This window comes from Actinomycetospora sp., assembly GCF_036497245.1.
Taxonomy (GTDB): Bacteria; Actinomycetota; Actinomycetes; order Mycobacteriales; family Pseudonocardiaceae; genus Actinomycetospora.
Genome location: NZ_DASXJS010000242.1, coordinates 1 through 19788 on the forward strand (window position 1 = coordinate 1; position 19788 = coordinate 19788).

The window sequence follows — 19788 nt, forward strand, 5'->3', positions numbered from 1 at the left end:
GGGCTGGTCGAAGCAGGCGAACATCCGCTTGGCGTCCGCGGTCTCGAACTGGCTGTAGAGGTAGACGCCGCCGTCGACGGGGTCGACGAACCGGTGCAGGCCCTCGCCGGTGTTCATGTAGCGGCAGTCGGCGTCGACGACCAGCTCGTTGTCGGCGGCGAGGTCGGGTAGCGCGATGCCCTTCTCCTCGTCGTAGCCGGAGACGTCGAGCGCGACGCCGTTGAGGGTCGCGCTGCGCACCCCCGCCGCGACGATGTCGATCCAGCTCGCCGCGCCCGGCGAACCGCAGCGGAACCGCGCCGTCGTCGTCGAGCGGAACGTCGTCTCCCCGGGACCCGCGGCCCCGTCGGTCAGGTCCAGCGAGACCGTGTAGGAGTCGACGTCGAGCGTCTCGGCGCGCGAGCGTGCGTCGGCCCGGGTCAGGTTCGGAGCAGCCACGCGGCTCACCCTATCCACGGCGTGATCCGCCGTCGCTCGGCTCGCCCCGGTTCCGATCGCTCCGCTCGCCCCAGGTCCCCGATCCCCCGTCGCTCCGCTCGCCCAGGTTCCCGATCCCCCGTCGCTCCGCTCGCCCCGGTTCCCCCCGTCGCTCCGCTCGCCCAGGGGGAACACGGTTGCCGCTTCCACCGTTGCTGCCACGGAGGGCCGGGACCAGATGAGCCCGGTCCGGGTGAGCACGATCGTTCGAGGGAAGCCTGGTGTCATGACCGCTGCTGGTGAGAAGACCCGAGTCGACTTCTGGTTCGACCCGCTGTGCCCCTTCGCATGGATCACGTCACGGTGGATCCTCGAGGTGGAGAAGGTCCGGTCGATCGACCTGACCTGGCACGTGATGAGCCTCTCGGTGCTCAACTCCGGCCGTGATCTCGACGAGAAGTACCAGTCGATGATGGACGAGGGCTGGAAGCCGGTCCGCGTCTGCATCGCCGCCGCTCAGAAGCACGGCGAGGAGATCCTGGCTCCGCTCTACGCCGCGATGGGCACGGAGATCCACAACGAGGGCAACAAGGACTTCGACGACGTGATCGCGAAGTCCCTCGCGGAGGTCGGCCTCGACGCGGACCTGGCGAAGGCCGCCTCGTCCACCGACTACGACGAGGCCCTCAAGGCTTCCCACCACCAGGGCATGGACCCGGTGGGCATGGACGTCGGCACCCCGGTGATCCACGTCGACGGCTCGGCCTACTTCGGCCCCGTCATGACCCGCATCCCGCGCGGGGAGCAGGCCGGCGAGATCTTCGACGGCGCCAGGCTGCTCGCGGGCTACGAGTACTTCTACGAGCTCAAGCGGACCCGCGACACCGAGCTCAAGTTCGACTGACCTCTCGTGCGTGCGTTTCCGTGCCCAAGCACGGAAACGCCCGCACGAAGGGCGCAGCCCTCAAGCGACGCCCTGGTCCTCGACCAGCGTGCGGATCGTGTCGAGCGTGGAGTCGAGGCCCTTCTGCACCTGGTCGTCGCCCGCTTCCACGCGGCCGGTGTGCAGGGTGACCTGCACGGTCGCGCCGCGCTCGGCGGCCGAGACGTCGAGGGAGCCGTGGTAGTCGTTCGGTCCCTCGGCGCCCCAGGAGATGTGCTGGGCGGTGCGGTCGACCTCGAACCAGGCCTCGCCCTCGACGTGCGAGCCGTCGGGGAGCTCGGCCGTGGTGTGCACCGCGTTGCCCGCGGCGGGCTCGGCGGTCTTCATGCGGGCGAAGTAGCGGGGCAGGTTGCCGACGTCGGAGAGGAACGCGAAGAGGTCCTCGGGGGAGGCGTCGACCGTGGTGGTGGAGCTGAAGTCAGCCATGCGTGGGGCTCCCCGGCCCGGGACGCCCCCAACCGGGGATCACGGGGTGGGGCCACTGCGGCAGGACACGGCGATCGGCGTCATGTCGCGGCGACCCGGTTGCCGTTCTCGTCGGAGGTGACCCGCACGGCCCGGCCGAGCGGGTCGTCGTCGGTCAGCATGGCGAGCGTCGCCGTGTCGTCGGGAGCGACGCGGGAGAGGAACCGTCGGCCCCCGTCGCGCAGCCGGCCCACCACCACACCGCCGCGGGGACGGCCGTCGCGCTCGTACTCGACGGTGTAGGTCTCGACGGTCGCGTCGCCGTCGGCCCGGCCGACCGTCTCCGGGGCGTGCCGGTCGTGGACCGCGTCGACCTCCGCCTGCGCGGCCGCGTCGTCACCGGCCGCCCACGCCGCAGGACGGGTCGAGTAGACCCCGGCGGAGTACTTGTGCAGCGCGCCGCCGTTCGCGCCGACCAGGCCGAAGGTCCCGGGGCGGGCCCGCAGCGCGGTGACGGTGTCGGCGATCGCGTGCAGCGAGTAGTCGTTGCCCGGCCCGCCGAAGAACGGCAGCCCCCCGGTGACGGTGAGCCCCCGCGGGTCTTGCGCGGCGATCCCGAGCGCGTCGGTGACGACCCGGACCGCGATGGGGAAGCAGCTGTAGAGGTCGAGCGTCGCGAGGTCGTCGACGCCGATGCCCGCGAGCCCGAGGGCCTGGCGGACCGCGCCCTCGGTCGCCGGGCTGGAACCGAGGTCGGCCCGGTGGAGCACCGGGGGCTCGACGAGGTCCGCGTGCCCGTGCAGGTAGACCCGGCGGTCGTCGGTGATCCCCAGGTCGTCGGCCACCCCGGCCGCGGTCAGCACCACCGCGGCGCCCTGGTTGACCTGTTCCCGGGCGACGGAGAACCGCAGGAAGGGGTCGGTGATCGGGCGGTTCTCCGCGGTGGGGGTCGCGAGCTCGTCGACGGTGCGCGCAGTGGGGGCCGCCGCGTGCGGGTGGCGCGCCGCGACCGCCGAGAACGGGGCGAACAGCTCGGCCATCTCCCGGCGGCAGGCGTCGCGGGAGAGCCCGAGCCGGGCACGGCGGGCGTGCTCGAACAGCGCGTACTGCAGGACCGGCGCGAGCACGTCGTGCTCGACCTGCTCGGGGACGATGAAGGTGTCCAGGCCGAGCCCGCGGTCGTCGAGCTGGCCGCCGACGTGTTCGGTGAAGTCGGGCCGGTCGGCCTCGTCGAGGGCGGTCAGCAGGTGGCGCACCGTCGACATCGCCTCGGCCCCCACGACGAGGGCCGCGTCGACCTCGCCCGCGGCGATCGCCGCGGCGGCCTCGGTGACCAGGCGCTGCGGGGACTGCCCGCCGACCACCTCGAGCACCGCGGTCCGCGGCGTCGCCCCGATCCGGGCCGCCACCGAGCGCGGGTAGTTGTCCGAGGCCCCGAGCGGTGCGACCGCACCGGGCGCGGAGGCCTCGAACTGGCGGACCGCGGCGACGAGGTCGATCCGCGCGGCCACCGTGGCCGGGTCGGCGCCGGTGTCGGTCAGGGCCGCTCGGGCGGCGTCCGCTCCCAGTTCGACGGGGGAGCGGCCCCGGTAGCCGGGGTCGTCCAGGCGCTCCGAGCTCTGGCCGACCCCGACGAGGACCGGGGTGTGCGGGTCGGGTCGGCTCACGAGCCGGCCAGCTCGCCGAGCGCGCGCAGCCGGCGGGTGCAGTCCCCGACGATCTCGCGGGTGATCTCGCCGGCAGGGCGCAGCGCGGTGAAGCCGCCGACGACCTGCCCGATGAAGTAGGTGTCGAGCGCGGTCGCGCCCGGGTGGCCGTCGGCGGCCGCGGCGTGCACCCGGTTCCACGCCCGGCCCGCGAGCATCGGCTGCAGGGGCAGCGGGAGCGGGGCCGGGGCGTCGGGGCGGTCCCACGCGTCGTGCCAGGCCGAGCGGAGCTGGCGGGCGGGCTTGCCGGTCATCGTCCGGGATCGGAGCGTGTCGCTGCTGCCGGCGGCGAGGAACTTCTCCTTGACCGGACGCGGCGTGATGTCCTCCTCGCTGGAGAGCCACACCGACCCGCACCACACCCCGGCGGCGCCGAGGGCGAGCGCGGCGGCCATCTGCGCGCCCGTCGCGATCCCGCCCGCGGCCAGCACGGGGCGGTCGCCCGCGACCTCGACGACCTCCGGGGCGAGCACCGTGGTCGCAACCGTGCCCGTGTGCCCGCCGGCCTCCGTGCCCTGCGCGACGAGCACGTCGACGCCCGCGTCGATCTGGTGCAGCGCATGCTTGCGCTGCCCGACGAGCGAGGCGACGACGACGCCGTCGGCGTGCGCCCGGGAGACCAGGTCGGCCGGTGGCGGGCCGAGGGCGTTCGCCACCATGGCGATGCGGTGCGAGAACGTGACGTCGAGCAGCGCCTGCGCGCCGGCCGGGTTGATCGCGGCGGCGATCTCGTCGAGAGCGTCCTCCTCGGAGCGCGGCATGCTGTCGGCGGGCAGGCCGTACTCGTCGAGCAGGGCGTCGACGAAGGCGAAGTGCTCGGCGGGGATCTGGGCGCGCAGGCTCGCGACGAGGTCGTCGGGGTCGCTCACCGCGAACTTCTCCGGGACCAGGAGGTCGACCCCGTACGGCCGCCCCCCGACCTGGGACTCGATCCAGGTCAGCTGCCCGTCCAGCTCGGCCGGGCTGTACATGCTCGCCGCGAGCACGCCGAAGCCACCAGCGTTGGTGACCGCGGCGACCACGGCGGGGGAGCGGTTGAACCCGACGAGCGGGTGCTCGACGCCCAGCATCTCGGTCAGCGCGGTGCGCATGCAGCGGTCCCTCACGGCGTCGACGACGTATCTCTGACTCGGTGTACCACATAACGGCCGAAGAAACCGTCACGTGTGACCGCCAGCAGCGCCGCCTCGCGTCGGGAAGGATCGCCGGTATGAGCGCGAGCATCGGGACCCTGACCGACCACTGGATCGACGGAGCGCACACCACGGGCAGCGACGGCGCGATCGCCGTCGTGAACCCCGCCACCGGAGAGACGGTCGCCGAGGTGCCCCGCGGTGGCGCCGCCGAGATCGACGCCGCGGTGGGGGCCGCGCGGCGCGCGTTCCCGGCGTGGGCCGCGACCCCGGTGGCCGACCGCGTCGCCGCGGTGCTGCGCATCCGGGACGGGATCAAGGCCCGTCACGAGGAGCTCGCGCAGTCCATCACCGCGGAGATGGGCTCGCCGATCGCCTTCGCGCGCAGCGTGCAGCTCGGGATGCCGATGGCCACGTCGAAGGGCGTGGCAGGCGTCGCCGAGTCCTTCGCGTGGAGTGAGGAGATCGGCAACTCGCTGGTCGTCCGCGAGCCGATCGGCGTCGTCGGCGCGATCACGCCGTGGAACTACCCGCTGCACCAGGTGGTCGCCAAGGTGGCGCCCGCGCTGGTGGCCGGCTGCACCGTCGTGCTCAAGCCGAGCGAGGTGGCGCCGCTGACCGCGGGGGCGCTCGCGGCGATCACCGCCGAGGCGGGGCTCCCGGCAGGCGTGTTCAACGTCGTCCACGGCACCGGGCCCGAGGCGGGCGAGGCGCTCGCCGCGCACCCCGGGGTCGACATGGTGTCGTTCACCGGCTCGGTCGGTGCCGGGCGCCGGGTCCAGGAGGTCGGCGCGGGCACCGTGAAGCGGGTGGCCCTCGAGCTGGGCGGCAAGTCGGCGAACATCGTCCTCGACGACGCCGAGCTCTCGAAGGCCGTCAAGGTCGGGCTGGGCAACTGCTTCATCAACGGCGGCCAGACCTGCACCGCCTGGACGCGGCTGCTGGTCCCGGAGGCGCTGCATGACCAGGTCGTCGAGCTCGCCGTCGCGCAGACGGCCAAGTACCCGGTCGGCGACCCGACCGACGAGGCCACCCGCGTCGGACCGATGTCCTCGGAGACCCAGCGCGAGCGGGTCGCGCGGTACATCGAGCGCGGGGTCGCCGACGGCGCGCAGCTCGCCGTCGGGGGCGCGGGCCGACCGGGCGGAGTCTCCGAGGCCGGGGCGTACGTGCAGCCGACGATCTTCGCGGGTGTCGGGCGCGACATGACGATCGCCCAGGAGGAGATCTTCGGTCCGGTGCTGGCGGTGATGCCGTACTCCGACGTCGACGAGGCCGTGGACATCGCCAACTCGACGATCTACGGCCTCGCGGGCGCGGTGTTCGCCGGCACCCAGGAGCGGGGCGTCGAGGTCGCGCGCCGGATGCGCACCGGCCAGGTCGACGTCAACGGCGGGCAGTTCAACCCGCTCGCGCCGTTCGGTGGGTACAAGCAGTCCGGGACCGGCCGTGAGCTGGGGCGCTACGGGCTCGAGGAGTTCCTGGAGATCAAGTCGATCCAGCTGTAGGGCCGGTTGGTCGGTGGGCGCCCGGTCCGGGGCGTCGTCGGGCCGTGGCTCTCCCGATTCGATGATCACCAGACCTGCACGGGTCGACCGTCGCCGAGCGCGGACCCGTGCAGGCCTGCTGATCATGGAATGGGGGCGGCGCCGCGAGTTCCGTCAAACCGCACCCATGGGCTGACGGCCGCGTCTAGCGTCCGCTCGCGTACCCGGTCCCGCTCCGTGGGCCCGGCGCGAGCGGGGAGGGCCGATGACGCGGTCGGCACGGGCGGCGCGGCGACGGGCGCTGCTCGTCGCGCTGTTCGCCGTCGTCGTGCTGGTGCTCGGCGTGGGCCTGCCGCTCGGTGCCGCCGGGGTGGTGCGTGCCGCGGCGGCGCGGGCGGTGGCGGCCGTCGGTGACGTCGTCCTGGTCAAGAGCGAGAGCAGGGACGACGGCGACTCGAAGGACTCGGACGGCCAGGACTCGTCGTCGAAGGACTCCGGCAAGGACGACGACAAGAAGCAGAACGACGAGAAGCAGGACGACGACAAGCAGGCCGACCAGAAGAAGCAGGCCGATCAGAAGAAGCAGGCCGATCAGAAGAAGGGCTCCGGCGGGGACGACCAGTTCCAGGGCCGCGACAAGATCGGCGAGGCGTCCGCGGACGAGTACGCCGACATCTCCGACGTGAAGGCCGGCGGCAACATCCTCGCGGGCGGTGACTTCTCCGGCGGGAGCTACTCGTTCACCTGCTCGCTGTCCGACCACAAGAACTCCGACAACCCGATCATCGCCCCGGGCAAGCGCAACGGCGCCCAGCACGTGCACGACTACGCGGGCAATGACAGCACCAACGCCGCGTCGAACCTGGAGGTGCTCAAGGAGTCGAGCACCACCTGCACCAACGGCGACCAGTCGCCGATCTTCTGGCCGGTGCTGCGCGACCTGCGCAGCGTCGGGCCCGACGTCGGGCAGGACGGCGGGAGCCTCGACGGCAACGTCGGGGCGTTCGTCGAGCCCACGTCGGTCGACTACACCTTCCACGGGCACGGCACGCAGGCCATGGAGGCGATGCCGGTGAACATGACGATGGTGACCGGCTCGGCGAAGGCGGCGACCGCCGACGGCAAGGGTGCCAACGCCAAGTACACGTGCTCGGGCTTCGGGAACCGGATGACCGACCAGTACCCGGTCTGCCCGCAGGGCTCGCAGATGCAGCGCGTGTTCGACTTCCCGAGCTGCTGGAACGGCAAGGACCTCGACTCGGAGGACCACACCGAGCACCTGACCTACCCGGACGAGTCGGGTGAGTGCTCGAAGAACGACGTGCCGGTGCCTGCCCTGCGGATCACCGTGAGCTACGGCCGGCTCGCGGGTCGCGCCTTCGCGATCGACAGCTTCCCCGAGCAGCAGCACGACCCGGTGACCGACCACGCCCTGCTCGAGTACCTGTCCTCGAAGAGCCGCGCGCAGGCGGGCGCGGACTGCATCAACTCCGCCCGTCGGTGCCGGCAGGGCAGCTCGGACGACACCTCCCGAGCGGGACCGACCGGAGCGAGTGACCAGGTGACCACCTCGAAGAACTTCGTGAACCTGATGGCGACGCACACGCGTGCGCACGGCGGCGGGATGCCGATGGGCGGGACGCCCATGCGGGGGATGCCGATGGCCGGCATGCCGATGGCCGGGGCTCCCCGGTGAGGGCGCTCGCCGTGGTGCCGCCGCGCGTGGCGGTGCATCTCGTCCTGGCCGCGCTGCCGTTGCTGTCGATCACCGCCCACGTCGCCGGGCTGGTGCCGATGCACGTGACCGCGGGCCTGGTCGTCATCCCGACGGCGCTGGTGCTCCTCGTGCTGGGCATCTTCGTCCCGATGCCGGAGGACCGGCTCGTGCTGGAGGGCCTGCGCTGGGGCATCCTCGCGACGTTCGTGTACGACGTGTTCCGGCTCGACACCGTGGCGCTGCTCGGGTGGTGGGCCGACTTCATCCCGACGATGGGCACGTGGCTGCTCGACGTGGACCCGTCGTCGCGAGTGCTCGGCGGGGTGGCCGGGTACGTGTGGCGCTACGCGGGCGACGGCGGCGGTCTCGGGGTGGTGTTCCTCGTCGGGGCGGCGGCGACGGGTCTGCGCCGGCTGGGGCCGACGGTGACGATGGCTGCGGCGGTGCTCTTCGCTGTCGGTCCGACGTGGGGCGGGCTCATGCTGACGGTGCTGTTGCCGCGGGGTCAGCAGCTGATGTTCCCGCTGACGCCCGTGACGGTCGGCCTCTCGCTGGCCGGACACGTGATCTTCGGGATCGTGCTCGGGCTGGGCTGCCTGCGCTGCCGGGGGCTGGAGGAGCACTGGGCCGGCCCGCGCGTCGTGGACCTCGAGAAGCTCGCGCGCTGGGGCGAACTGCCGAATCCGGTACCGGTGCCTGCGCTCGCCGACATCCCGGCGGCCGCTCTCCCGGGCGGGCCCGAGCGCGCGGCACTGCCGGGCGGGGCCGCCGGTCGGGCGCTCCCGCGGGGACGGGCCGTCGCCGCGCGGTCGCCGGGCCGGGGGATGGAGGCGGGTCGGGTGCCGGATTCACGCCGGCCGTGGTTGCGGCCGGTCGTGCCCGCTCCGCGCACGGACTCCGGCGCGTTCGAGGTCACCGTCGTGGACGCCACGGTCGTCGACGGCATGGCGCCCGTGCCCGCGGCACCCGTCGTCGCGTCCGGGCTGCGCAGCGGCCGCGTCGCCATCGGGCCGGCGAGCGGCCCGAGCGCCACGGGGCCCCGCAGCGGGCCCGCCCCGCTCCCATGGGGAGCCCGGCCCGCGACGGCACCGGACCGGGGCCGCCCGACCGGGATGCCCGCGCTCGAGGCCGCCGACTTCGGCCTGCGCTCGGCGCGCCGCTGAGAGCGACCCGCACCCCGCCCGCGAGGGGAGGATCCGGCCGCTCTATCCGGCCGAGGGTTCCCCTCGCGCGGGGTCGGACTGCCCGAGCCCGAAGTGCGTGGCCAACCAGTCGGTGACGACGTGGATGAACGCCCGCCGGTTGTCGAGGCGCTGGATCTCGTGGCCCTCGTCCTCGAAGAGCAGGTAGCGGACGTCGACGCCCGCCGACTTCGCGCCGTGCACCGCGAGCTCGGCCTCGTGGACCGGCACGTTGGTGTCGTAGCGCCCGTGGACCACGAGCAGCGGTGCGCGCAGCCGGTCCATGCGGTGCACGGGGGAGAGCTCGCGCAGCAGGTTGCGGTCGTGGATGGGGTGCCCGTACTCGCCGACCGCCGCGTCGGCGATCCACGGCTCGGTGCGCGCGAAGAAGGACTCGAAGTCGGCCATCCCGCACACGTCCACCCCGACCGCGAAGAGGTCGGGGTGGTTCACCAGCGCGGCGAGCGTCAGGTAGCCGCCGTAGGAGCGGCCCATCACGCCGATGCGCTCCGCATCGGCGACGCCGATCTCCGCGAGGTGCTCGGCGCAGGTCGCCACGTCCCGGATGGCGGCGAACCGGCCCGCGCCGTCGTCGGCGTTGACGAACGAGCGCCCGAACCCGGAGGACCCGCGGACGTTCGCGGCGTACACGGCGATCCCCTGCTCCAGCAGCGTCTGGTACAGCGGGGTGAACACCGGGCGCTCCTGCGCCTCGGGTCCGCCGTGCAGGTAGATCAGGGTCGGCAGCGGGCCCACCGTGCCCGGCGGGCGGTAGAGCCACCCCGGCAGCGCGAGCCCGTCCGGCGTCGTCACCGTCTCCAGCGACGGGTGCACCAGCGAGCCCGGCGCCCACGTGGGGTCGGCCTGCGGACAGATCAGCGCGGTGCTCTGCGAGGACAGCTCGTGGCACCACACCGCCGACGGCACGTCCGGCGACTGGATGCCCATGACGAGCGAGTCGCCGTCGTGGCTGAACACCGCGGAGGTGACGACGTCGCCGGGCGGGCTGTAGTGGGCCGGCTTGCCGGTGGCGAGGTCGAGCAGATCGACCTCGCTGCGGCTGACGACGTTCCAGACGAGCGCCGCGGTCGCCCCGTCCTCGGTCAGCGCGAACCGCTCGAGCTCGGCGTCCTCGCGCTCGGCCAGCACCTCGGGGTACATCGGGCGTGCGTCGGTGGCGACGTCGACGGCCACGAGCGCGGCCCGCTCCCGGCCGCCGTCGGTGAGGACGAGCATCCGGGTGCCGTCGTCCACGAAGCGCGCGGCGACGACGGACGAGTCCCGCGTGATCGCGACGGAGTGCTCGACGGCGCCGGGCGGTCCGCCGGGGCCCTTGCGGCTGTCGACCTCGTGCCAGCCCTCGGTGCCGTCGAGGTCGACGATCCCGACGTGGCGCGAGCCGCGCCTGCCGCGGCGCAGCAGCGCACGGCGCCGGTCGGGGGACACGTCGAGGATCTGCAGCGCGTGCCCGGAACCGAGGCGCTGGCGCTGATCGGAGTCCACGTCGACCAGCCACGCGGTCGTCGTCTCGCTGTCGGACTCGGTGACGGCGACGACGGAGCCGGTGTGGGCCCAGCGGTCGAGGGACACCGCGCCGCGGTCGTCGTCGCCGACCCCGCGGATCGGGCGCAGCCCGGTGCCGTCGGGGCGCACGACGAGCACCGTCGAATGCTCGCCGCCGTCGGCCGCGGCCTCGACGGCGAGCCAGGCGCCGTCGGGGGACCAGCGCACCGTCGAGACGAGGTCGTCCCCGGTGTCGAGGGACCACTCCTCACCGGTCGCGCGGCTGTGCAGGCGGACCACGGGGCGCCCGTCGCCGTCCCAGACGAAGGCGATGGTCGTGCCGTCGGGGGAGGGGCTGGGTGACCAGCAGCGGGTTGCACTGATCCAGTCGTCCACCGGCTGCAGACCTCCCTCGCGTACGCGCCCGCCGGGCGGGGCAGCCGGGCGAGGATGCGGACCTACGGACGTTGGACGTCAGCGACGCCGCATCGCTGACATCCCGGGGAACCTAACTCAGCGAATCCCGTGGGCCTGCAACCACATCTCCAGGAGTGCGACCTGCCACAGCGCGTTCGCGCCGAGGTTGGTCCGCCCGGAGTTCGGGTCGTCGAGCATGGTCGCCACCGCGTCCTCCCGGAAGATCCCGCGCTGCTTCGCCGCCGGGTCGGTCAGCGCGGCAGTGACCCGCTCGAGCACCGGGCCGGAGAGCTGGCGGATCGCCGGCACCGGGAAGTAGCCCTTCTTGCGGTCGATGATCTCGTCGGGGAGCACCCCGCGGGAGGCCGCCTTGAGCACGCCCTTCCCGCCGTCGGCCATCTTGAGATCGGGCGGGCAGGCCCCCATCGTCTCGACGAAGTCGTGGTCGAGGAACGGCACGCGCGCCTCGAGCCCCCAGGCCATCGTCATGTTGTCGACGCGCTTCACCGGGTCGTCGACGAGCATCACCGTGGTGTCCAGGCGCAGCGCCGCGTCGACGCCCTCGTCGGCACCGCGCCGTCCGAAGTGGTCACGGACGAGCGCCAGCGACGGGTCCTCGGCGAGCATGAACTCCGGCGCCACCAGCTGGCCGACCTCGTCGTGCGGGCGGTCGAAGAACGCGCGGTGGTACGCGTCCACCGCGCCCTCGCGGCCCACCCGGGCGATCGGCGGGTACCAGTCGTAGCCGCCGAGCACCTCGTCGGCGCCCTGCCCGGACTGCACCACCTTGATCGTCTTCGAGACCTCACGGGAGAGCAGGTAGAACGCGATGACGTCGTGGCTGGTCATCGGCTCGGACATCGCGGCGACGGCGCCGGGCAGCGCCTCGTCGGTGTCGATCTTCGGCACCCGGAACTTGGTGTGGTCGGTGCCGTAGGTCTTCGCGACGAGGTCGGAGTAGTCGAACTCGTCCCCCGTCTCGCCGCCCTCGGCGTCGAAACCGATCGAGTACGTCTTGAGGTCCTTCTGGCCCATCTCGGCGAGCAGCGCCACGACGATCGAGGAGTCGATGCCGCCGGAGAGCAGCACCCCGACCGGCACGTCGGACACCATCCGGCGCTCCACCGCGGTCCGCAGCGACTCCAGGGCGATCTCGGCCCACTCCGCGTCCGAGTGCTCCTCGGTGCCGCGGACGAACTCGGGCGTCCAGTACGTCCAGTCGCTCGACGTGCCGTCGGGCTCGATCGTGCGCACGACGGCGGGCGGGAGCTTGCGGACCCCGGTGAGGATCGTGCGCGGGGCGGGCACCACGGCGTGGAAGCTCATGTAGTGGTGCAGGGCCACGCGGTCGATCTCGGTGTCGACGCCGCCGGGGGCGATCAGCGCGGGCAGCGAGGACGCGAACCGCAGGGCGCCCGACACCGGGGCCACGTACAGCGGCTTGATCCCCAGCCGGTCGCGCCCCAGCACCAGTCGACCGGTCTCGCGGTCCGCCACCGCGAAGGCGAACATGCCCTTGAAGCGCTCGACGCAGCGTTGACCCCACCGATGGAAGGCCTTGATGATCACCTCGGTGTCCGAGGTGGAGAAGAACCGGTAGCCCTCACGCCCGAGCTCGGCGCGGAGCTCCGGGTAGTTGTAGATGCAGCCGTTGAACACCGCGGTGAGCCCGAGCTCCGGGTCGACCATCGGCTGGGCGCCGGTCTCGGTGAGGTCGATGATCTTCAGCCGCTGGTGGGCGAGGGCCAGCGGGCCGTGACCGACGATGCCCCAGCCGTCCGGCCCCCGCGGCTCGAGGACCTGCGCCATCGCGAGCACCGCGCCGACCTGGGCCGCGTTCCCGTCGTACCGGAACTCGCCGGCGATGCCGCACATGCGTGGTGGTCTCCTCGGATCGGGGGTGGGACGACGTCAGCGCAGGATCCAGGTGTCCTTCGAGCCGCCACCGCGCGACGAGTTGACCACGAGGCTGTCGGCGGGCGCGACCCGCGTCAGCGGCGTCGGCAGGACGCCGGGCTCCGGGCCGAGCACCACGAAGGCGCGCAGGTCCACTACCCGGGGTGCCAGCTCGGCGCCGGTGAAGGTCGGGTGCGTGGAGATCCGGATGGTCTCCTGGGCGACGTAGGCCGCCGGGTGGGCGCGCAGGTCGGCGGCGGCCGTCTCGAGCTCGGCGGCGCTCGCGTGTGGCCCGACGACGATCCCCGCGCCGCCGTACCCGTCGACGGGCTTGAGGACCAGCTCGTCGAGGTGGTCGAGGACGTGCTGCCGCTGGTCGGCGTCCGCGCAGAAGTAGGTGGTGACGTCGTCGAGCAGCGGCTTCTCTCCGAAGTAGTACTCGGTGAGGGCGCGGATGTGCGGGTAGACCGCCTTGTCGTCGACCAGCCCGTTGCCCGGCGTGTTCGCGAGCGCGAAGCGGCCCTGCGCCACCGCGGCCTGCAGCGGCTCGCGCAGGGTGTGCCCGTCGGCGTCGGGGGAGTCGAACAGCTTCTCCTCGTCGATGCGGCGGTAGGCCACGTCGATCCGCTGCCCGGAGACCGCGACGGTGATCGTGCCGTCGTCGGTGATCCGCAGGCCGGAGGGCTCGAGGAGCGGGACCCCCATCTCCTCGGCGAGCATCGCGTGCTCGAAGTACGCCGAGTCGTGCGGGCCTTCGGTGAGCACCACGAGGCCGGGCTCGTCACCCGCCGCGGCGGGCGCGCACGACAGCAGCGCCGCGCGCAGCATCGCCGGCCCCTCGTCGGAGTCGACGACGCCCTCGGGCGCCTGCAGCTCGGGCAGCACGCTGCGGACCACGCGGCGGTCGGCCATGGCGTAGGCGATGCCCGAGGGGATGCGCAGGTTGTCCTCGAGGATCTTCCAGCGGCCCTCGCCGTCGCACACCAGGTCGAGCCCGGAGACCAGTGCCCGGGTGGCGCCCGCCGGGACCAGGGTGGACGCCTCGCCGGACGCGGGCAGCCAGCGCAGCGCCTCGCGGGGCAGGACGCCGTCGCGCAGGCAGGCCCGCTCGCCGTGCAGGTCGTGGAGCAGCGTCTCGAGGGTCCGGGCGCGCTGCACGAGCCCCGCGGAGAGCGCCTCCCAGTCCTGTGCGGAGATCAGGCGGGGGATGAGGTCGAGCGGGAACAGGCGCTCGGGGTCGTCGGGCTGGGGGAAGAACATCGAGCGGGCCCGCTGCTCGGCGTCGCGGCTGCGCTCGTGGGCGAGCAGGCCGGCGGGCCCGATGCGCTCCAGGTTCGCGACCAGCCAGGAGTAGGTCGGGCGGACGTGCCCCGTCTCGTCGACGGCCTCGTCGTACTGCGGCGGGTAGTACTCGCCGAGCAGCACCGGAGCGACGGTGTCCGGCGCGGGCAGCTGCTCCTCGGCGGGCTCCTCGGGCAGGCCGCTGGTCTCGGCGACGAGCATGTCGACGACGCTCTCGAACCCGCCGCCGCGGTTGGCGCGCTGACGCTGGCGGGCCGCCGAGCTGCCGCGGGCGAGGGCGTCCAGCGCGAGGTCGGAGACCTCGTCCCAGTCGCCCGCGTCCTCGAGGTCGTCGCGCACGTGGTCGAGCAGCAGCCGGATGGCCCGCGACGGCGGCACCAGCTCGCGCCCGGTGACGTCGACGAGGTCGCCCTCCAGGCCCGACCGCGCCGCGCGCCAGCTGGCCGCGCGCAGGAGCTCCGGCCGGTACCGCGGCTGCGGCCGCCCCTCGGTGTGCGCCCGGACGCCGTGCACGACCAGCGCGCGGGCGAGGCCCGCGATGAGGACGACGCCGTCGACGGTGGGGGAGGCGTCGCAGATCCGCAGCTCGACGGTCTTCTGGTGCGCCGAGGGACGCATGTCGAAATAGACCATGCCGGGGTCGGACATCGTCCCGGAGCGCAGCAGGTCCTCGATGAGCGCGTCGTAGTCCGCCGCGTCCTGCAGCGGGGCGGGCGGACCGGCCGTCGGCCAGCGGTGCCAGGCGAGCGTGCGGGAGCTGGCGTAGCCGGTGTCCTCGCTGTGCCAGAACGGGCTGGACGCGGAGAGGGCGAGCAGGGCGGGCAGCCAGGGTGCGGAGTGCTGCATGACGGCGACGGCGGCGTCGCGGTCCGGGACGTCCACGTGCACCTGCGTGCCGCAGATCTGCTGCTCGAACGCGAGCAGCTGATACTCGTCGCGCATCCGCTGGTAGCGCGGCGACTCGGTGATGCCCAGCGCGGACCCGTCGACCAGCGGCACGCTGCCCGCCCCCACGACGCCCAGGCCACGGGTCTGGGCCATGGAGGTGAGCATCTTGCGCAGGCGGACGAGGTCGGCGCGCAGGTCGGTCAGGCTCGGCGTCGGGTCCGAGTTGGTCTCGATGATCGAGGGCTTGAGCTCGGGGGCGAACGCGTCGGCGTCCAGCGCGGCCAGCTCGTCGAGCAGCTCGGGTACGCGCGGCACCGCGCAGCGCGACTCGAGATCCACGAGGTGGAACTCCTCCTCGACCCCGAGGACCACGTCCCGGGCTCCGCCGCCCCGCTGATCCGCCATGGGTGCACGCTAGAAGGGCCGTGTCACAGGGATGTTTCCCGGACCGGGATCCGTGACGTGTACGGCGATCGGCGAGGATCACCTCGATCCGGGCGCGCCGAGTGGGTAGGGGGCCTGCGAGACTCCGCGGTCGTGCGCGTCTACCTCGGTTCCGACCACGCCGGCTTCGAGCTCAAGGCTCACCTGCTCTCCGTCCTGGCCGCCGCCGGCCACGAGGTGGTCGACGTCGGGGCCGTCGAGTACGACGCCGTCGACGACTACCCGCCGTTCTGCACCGCCACCGGCGAGCGGGTCCTGGCCGACCCGGGCGCCCTCGGCGTCGTGATCGGCGGTTCGGGCAACGGCGAGCAGATCGCGGCGAACAAGGTGACGGGCATCCGCGCCGCGCTCGCGTGGAACACCGAGACCGCGCAGCTCGCCCGGAAGCACAACGACGCCCAGGTGGTCTCGGTGGGTGCCCGCATGCACACCGCCGACGAGGCCACCACGATCGTCGAGGCGTTCCTCGCCACCGCGTTCGAGGGCGGCCGCCACCAGCGCCGCATCGACATGCTCTCCGAGTACGAGAGCACCGGGCACATCACGCTGTAGACCGCGGCCCCGACGATGCCTGAAGGGCACACCATCCGCCGGCTCGCGCGGTCGCACGCGCGCCGGTTCCGCGGCCACGAGGTCGCGGTGAGCTCACCGCAGGGCCGCTTCACGACGGGCGCCGAGCTCGTCGACGGGCGCGTGCTGCGCTCGGTCGACGCGCACGGCAAGCACCTCTTCCACGTCTACGAGCCCGACCTCGTCGTCCACGTCCACCTCGGCCTGTACGGGAAGTTCTCGCTGGTCGCGGTGCCCGACGGCGAGGATCCCCGCGGCAGCGTCCCCGCGCCGGTGGGGCAGGTGCGGATGCGGATGGTCGGCGACACCCACTACGCCGACCTGCGCGGCGCCACGGCCTGCGAGGTGCTCACCGAGGGCGAGGTCGAGGCGCTGCACGAGCGGCTGGGCGCCGACCCGCTGCGCGCCGACGCGGACCCCGAGCAGGCCTGGCATCGGATGTCCCGTTCGCGCTCCCCGGTCGCGACGCTGCTGATGGACCAGGCGGTCATCGCCGGCGTCGGCAACGTCTACCGGGCCGAGGTGCTCTTCCGGCACGGCCTCGACCCCCTGACGCCGGGCCGGGACCTGGGCCGGGACCGGTTCGACGCCGTGTGGGCCGACCTCGTCGACCTGCTCACCGACGGCGTGCGCCGGGGTTCCATCAACACCCTGCGCTCCGAACACACGGAGTTGCGCTGCTCCCACGGGCCGCGCGGGCGCCACACCCCGGCCTGCGGGCGGCCCGTCTACGTCTACCGGCGCACCGGGTTGCCCTGTCTGCTCTGCGGCACCGAGGTCGTCCGGCGTACGCACGCTGCCCGGAACCTGTTCTGGTGTCCGACCTGTCAGAGCGGGTCGTGACCAGGGTGCTATAACTCCGGCATCACTCGTCCAGGTGATCTGGACAGGAGGCGGCTGGTGCGCTCGGTGATCCTGCGTTCGCGCCCGGGCCGGCCCCGGTGGCAGCTCACCACGCGGCCGGGGACGGCGGTGCTGTTCGGGGTGGTCTCGCTCGTGGCCGCCGGGGCGCAGATCGCGCTGCTCTCCTCGCCCACCCCCTGGTACCAGCCTGCGGTGGCCGGGTTCTGGACGCTGGTCGGGCTGGCCTTCCTCGCCTCGGCCGCCGCGACCCGGGTCCGCGCCCGGCGGGGCGACGCGCGGCGGGTGCGGAGTGCCTCGGTGCCGGTCGACTCGGTGCCCTTCGTTCCGGTGCCCATCCGGCCCGCGCGGCCGCGGCGGCGCGAGGTGGGCATCGGCGAGGTGGGCATCGGCGAGGCGGACACCGGCGAACGGACCGAGGACCTCGCCGACGCGGTGCAGACCGCCGCGACCCCGATCGTGACCGGTCCTCTCCCGCGTCCGGCCGCCGCGAGGGTGGAGTTCCCGGCGATGATCCGCGACGGCCGGGTCCGTCCCGCCTCTCCGGAAGTGCGCCGTCCCGCGGCGCCGGCCGGTGCGGTGCCGAGCCCGCGGCGGGCGCCCGAGATGCCCCGCGCGGTCCCGATGACCGGGGAGGTCGAGCGCACCGCCGGCCGGATGACCTTCGGCGGCGGCAGCGCCGAGGGCAGCGGCGGCCGCGGCCCGGCACCGGCCGAGGGCGGGCGCCACGCGATGGTCGAACCGCGCGAGGTGCCCGCACCCCGTGAGAGCAGCACCGGGTCACCCCGTCGCGCCCGGCACGCGGCTCCGCAGGCGCAGGACCGCGTCCGCTAGCCTGCAAGGGACGAAGCGGACAATACGGGGACGGTGCGACGGTGGCGGAGACGGAACGCGAGGCGCTCGAGGAGCCGGTCGACTCGGCCACGCAGCGGCCGTGGATCCGGGTGGTCACGCTGGTGGTGCTTGCCGTATTCGTCCTGTCGATCCTGGTCGGAGCCCTTATCGTCTGACCCGGGGCATGGTCGGATCTCTCCGGAGAGGGTGTCGGCCCGCGCCGGGACGACGTGCGCAGCGCCGGAAGGGAGCGACGGTGACCGAACCGGAGCGCCAGATCCTGGACAGGACGTTCGACTCTCCCTCGCCCGGTGGACCGGCCCCGGGGTGGCTCCGGAGGGTCGGGGCGGTGGTCGCGCTGGCCGTGGCGGTGGCGTTCGTGCTGTCGCTCCTGGCCCTGGCTCTGCTGGCCTGAGGCGCGTATGTCCGACGTCGAACGCATCCTGACCGCCGTGCGCGCGGCGTGCCTGGCGCTGCCCGAGGTCGTCGAGCGCGTGAGTCACGGTTCGCCCGCATGGTTCGTGCGCGGGAAGAAGACCTTCGTGACGTTCGCCGACCACACGCACGGTGATCCGCACACCGCGATCTGGGCCGCGGCGCCGCTCGGGGTGGCTGCGGAACTGGTGGCCGCGGAGCCCGCGCGGTTCTTCGTCCCGCCCTACGTCGGGCACCGGGGCTGGTTGGGCCTGCGCCTGGACCTCGTCGGCGAGAACGCGCTCGACGAGACCGAGCTCCGGGGGATCGCCGCGGACGCCTTCCGCCACGTCGCCCCGAAGACCCTCGCCCGCCTGCTCGACGCCTAGACCCGGCCCCTGAGTCAGGGTCCCGCGCTCGGCGTCCACGGCAGTCTTCGGTCGCTAGGCAATTGATCATGGAAATGTGCACGCGGCGGCTGCGGCGACCCGCGGGAGGGGTCCGGGAGAGCGCGCGCTCTTTTCCATGATCATTTGCCTAGCGCGGTCACCCCAGACTGCCGTCCCTGTCTCCACCCGTCGTCGCAGGCCCGCCTAGAGGACCGGTTCCGGCGCGTCGCCGCGGTCGAGGTCGGCGTCCGCCCGTAGCCGGCGGACCATGTCGGGCCGGGCGGTCATGTAGGCGGTCCCGCTGCGGGCGCCCCAGACGTAGGTCGCGAGGGAGAACGCCGCGACGACCACCGAGTCCCACGGCGCCCCGAGCACGTGCGCGCCGCCGAAGCTGCTGAGGGCCGACAGGGTCGTCAGGCCGACGAGATAGACGACGAGCCACGTCCCGCCGGTCAGCTCGGAGACCGCCCGGCTCGAGCGCACCCACACCACGGCGTACCAGACGATCCCGAGCCCGATGATCACCATGCCGACCCAGAGCTTCGACCAGGACGTCCAGAAGACCACCAGCGAGGACACCACGAAGGCTGCCGGCGCGACGACCGTCATCCCCCGGAGGCGGGTGTCGGACCGCGTCAGGCCCGAGGCGCGGAAGGCGATCAGCGACACCGCGCCGATCTGGAACGTGAACGCCGCGATGGACCCGGTCACCGAGATGATCGAGTGCCAGCTCGGGAGGGGCAGCAGGTAGGCCAGGCCGACGACGAAGTTGAGCACCAGGGCCCGGGCCGGGATGCCGCCCGCGTTGAGGGTCGTGAGCGATGCGGGGAAGAAGCCGTTCTTGGCCAGGCCGAACACGTTGCGCGAGTTCGCCGCGGTGTAGACGATCCCCGAGCCCGACGGCGAGAGCATCGAGTCGGCGATGAGCGTCCAGGACAGCCACGACAGGCCGAGGATCATCGCGAGGTTCGCGAACGGGGAGTCGAAGTTGACCCCGTGCCACCCGCTCCCGAGCATCCCGGCGGGCACCGCGCCGAGGAACGCCAGCTGCAGGCCGAGGTAGAGCGCGATGGTGACGGCGATCGTCGTGAGCAGGGCCCGGGGCACGGTGCGCCGCGGGTCCTTCGCCTCCCCGGAGAGCTCGACGACGTTGCGGAAGCCGGTGTAGGCGAAGACCATGCCCGCGGTCGCGATGGTCGACAGCGCCGCGCTCCAGCCGTAGGGCGCCACGCCGCCGTGGTCGGTGATGTTGGCGGAGTCGAACCCGGAGGCGATCAGCAG

At 73.3% G+C, this 19788-nt stretch carries 17 protein-coding genes and 1 pseudogene; 10 read left to right on the plus strand and 8 right to left on the minus strand.

The features are described from left to right. Positions 1-438 (minus strand): annotated as a pseudogene (locus tag VGI02_RS25225) (aminopeptidase N); the annotation flags it as partial. 265 nt (positions 439-703) lie between these two features. Here VGI02_RS25225 and VGI02_RS25230 point away from each other — a divergent pair. After that, a complete protein-coding gene (locus VGI02_RS25230; RefSeq protein WP_331632108.1) occupies positions 704-1321 on the plus strand; it encodes a mycothiol-dependent nitroreductase Rv2466c family protein in 618 nt (205 codons plus the stop codon). Positions 1322-1381: 60 nt separating this feature from the next. Here VGI02_RS25230 and VGI02_RS25235 read toward each other — a convergent pair whose 3' ends face one another. The 3 genes from VGI02_RS25235 to VGI02_RS25245 form a co-directional block, all read right to left on the minus strand. Continuing rightward, entirely contained in the window at positions 1382-1786 is a 405-nt protein-coding gene (locus VGI02_RS25235) for an SRPBCC family protein (RefSeq protein WP_331632110.1), read from the minus strand. A gap of 80 nt (positions 1787-1866) precedes the next feature. Beyond that, on the minus strand, positions 1867-3432 hold the full coding sequence (locus VGI02_RS25240; protein ID WP_331632112.1) for an acetyl-CoA acetyltransferase: 1566 nt from the start codon (positions 3430-3432) through the stop codon (positions 1867-1869). Further along, entirely contained in the window at positions 3429-4562 is a 1134-nt protein-coding gene (locus VGI02_RS25245) for a nitronate monooxygenase (protein ID WP_331632114.1), read from the minus strand. The genes VGI02_RS25240 and VGI02_RS25245 overlap by 4 nt, the downstream gene beginning before the upstream one ends. Positions 4563-4681: 119 nt before the next feature. Between VGI02_RS25245 and VGI02_RS25250 the strand changes: the two genes are divergently transcribed. The 3 genes from VGI02_RS25250 to VGI02_RS25260 all read left to right on the plus strand — a co-directional run bounded on the left by VGI02_RS25250 (position 4682) and on the right by VGI02_RS25260 (position 8971). Then, positions 4682-6112, plus strand: coding sequence for an aldehyde dehydrogenase family protein (locus VGI02_RS25250; RefSeq protein WP_331632116.1), 1431 nt, complete (start codon positions 4682-4684; stop codon positions 6110-6112). A 244-nt stretch (positions 6113-6356) separates the two neighbouring features. Beyond that, a complete protein-coding gene (locus VGI02_RS25255) occupies positions 6357-7787 on the plus strand; it encodes a DUF1996 domain-containing protein (protein WP_331632118.1) in 1431 nt (476 codons plus the stop codon). A gap of 26 nt (positions 7788-7813) precedes the next feature. Continuing rightward, positions 7814-8971, plus strand: coding sequence for a hypothetical protein (locus VGI02_RS25260; RefSeq protein WP_331632120.1), 1158 nt, complete (start codon positions 7814-7816; stop codon positions 8969-8971). A gap of 42 nt (positions 8972-9013) precedes the next feature. Here the strand turns inward: VGI02_RS25260 and VGI02_RS25265 are convergent, their stop codons facing one another. From VGI02_RS25265 to VGI02_RS25275, 3 genes are all read right to left on the minus strand, one after another. Further along, positions 9014-10888, minus strand: a complete 1875-nt coding sequence (locus tag VGI02_RS25265) for a S9 family peptidase (RefSeq protein WP_331632123.1) — start codon at positions 10886-10888, stop codon at positions 9014-9016. 117 nt (positions 10889-11005) lie between these two features. Next, positions 11006-12784, minus strand: coding sequence for an N-acetylglutaminylglutamine amidotransferase (locus VGI02_RS25270; protein WP_331632125.1), 1779 nt, complete (start codon positions 12782-12784; stop codon positions 11006-11008). A gap of 36 nt (positions 12785-12820) precedes the next feature. Next, the gene (locus VGI02_RS25275; protein ID WP_331632127.1) at positions 12821-15400 is read right to left on the minus strand and encodes a glutamate--cysteine ligase; all 2580 of its coding nucleotides are present in this window, start codon (positions 15398-15400) and stop codon (positions 12821-12823) included. Between the two features lie 132 nt (positions 15401-15532). Here VGI02_RS25275 and VGI02_RS25280 point away from each other — a divergent pair, with 132 nt between their 5' ends. From VGI02_RS25280 to VGI02_RS25305, 6 genes are all read left to right on the plus strand, one after another. Then, on the plus strand, positions 15533-15991 hold the full coding sequence (locus tag VGI02_RS25280) for a ribose-5-phosphate isomerase (RefSeq protein WP_331632128.1): 459 nt from the start codon (positions 15533-15535) through the stop codon (positions 15989-15991). Positions 15992-16006: 15 nt separating this feature from the next. Further along, a complete protein-coding gene (locus VGI02_RS25285; protein WP_331632130.1) occupies positions 16007-16852 on the plus strand; it encodes an Fpg/Nei family DNA glycosylase in 846 nt (281 codons plus the stop codon). A 57-nt stretch (positions 16853-16909) separates the two neighbouring features. After that, positions 16910-17704, plus strand: coding sequence for a hypothetical protein (locus VGI02_RS25290; RefSeq protein ID WP_331632133.1), 795 nt, complete (start codon positions 16910-16912; stop codon positions 17702-17704). A gap of 41 nt (positions 17705-17745) precedes the next feature. Continuing rightward, positions 17746-17880 carry a hypothetical protein gene (locus tag VGI02_RS25295; protein ID WP_331632135.1) on the plus strand — a complete coding sequence of 45 codons (135 nt, stop codon included), beginning with the start codon at positions 17746-17748 and terminating at the stop codon, positions 17878-17880. Positions 17881-17960: 80 nt separating this feature from the next. Next, entirely contained in the window at positions 17961-18119 is a 159-nt protein-coding gene (locus tag VGI02_RS25300) for a hypothetical protein (protein WP_331632137.1), read from the plus strand. Between the two features lie 7 nt (positions 18120-18126). Continuing rightward, positions 18127-18507 (plus strand): MmcQ/YjbR family DNA-binding protein, encoded by a 381-nt coding sequence (locus VGI02_RS25305; RefSeq protein WP_331632139.1) that lies wholly within the window; start codon positions 18127-18129, stop codon positions 18505-18507. Positions 18508-18711: 204 nt separating this feature from the next. Here the strand turns inward: VGI02_RS25305 and VGI02_RS25310 are convergent. Beyond that, a partial coding sequence (locus VGI02_RS25310; protein ID WP_331632141.1) for an APC family permease occupies positions 18712-19788 on the minus strand: 1077 nt, incomplete at its 5' end.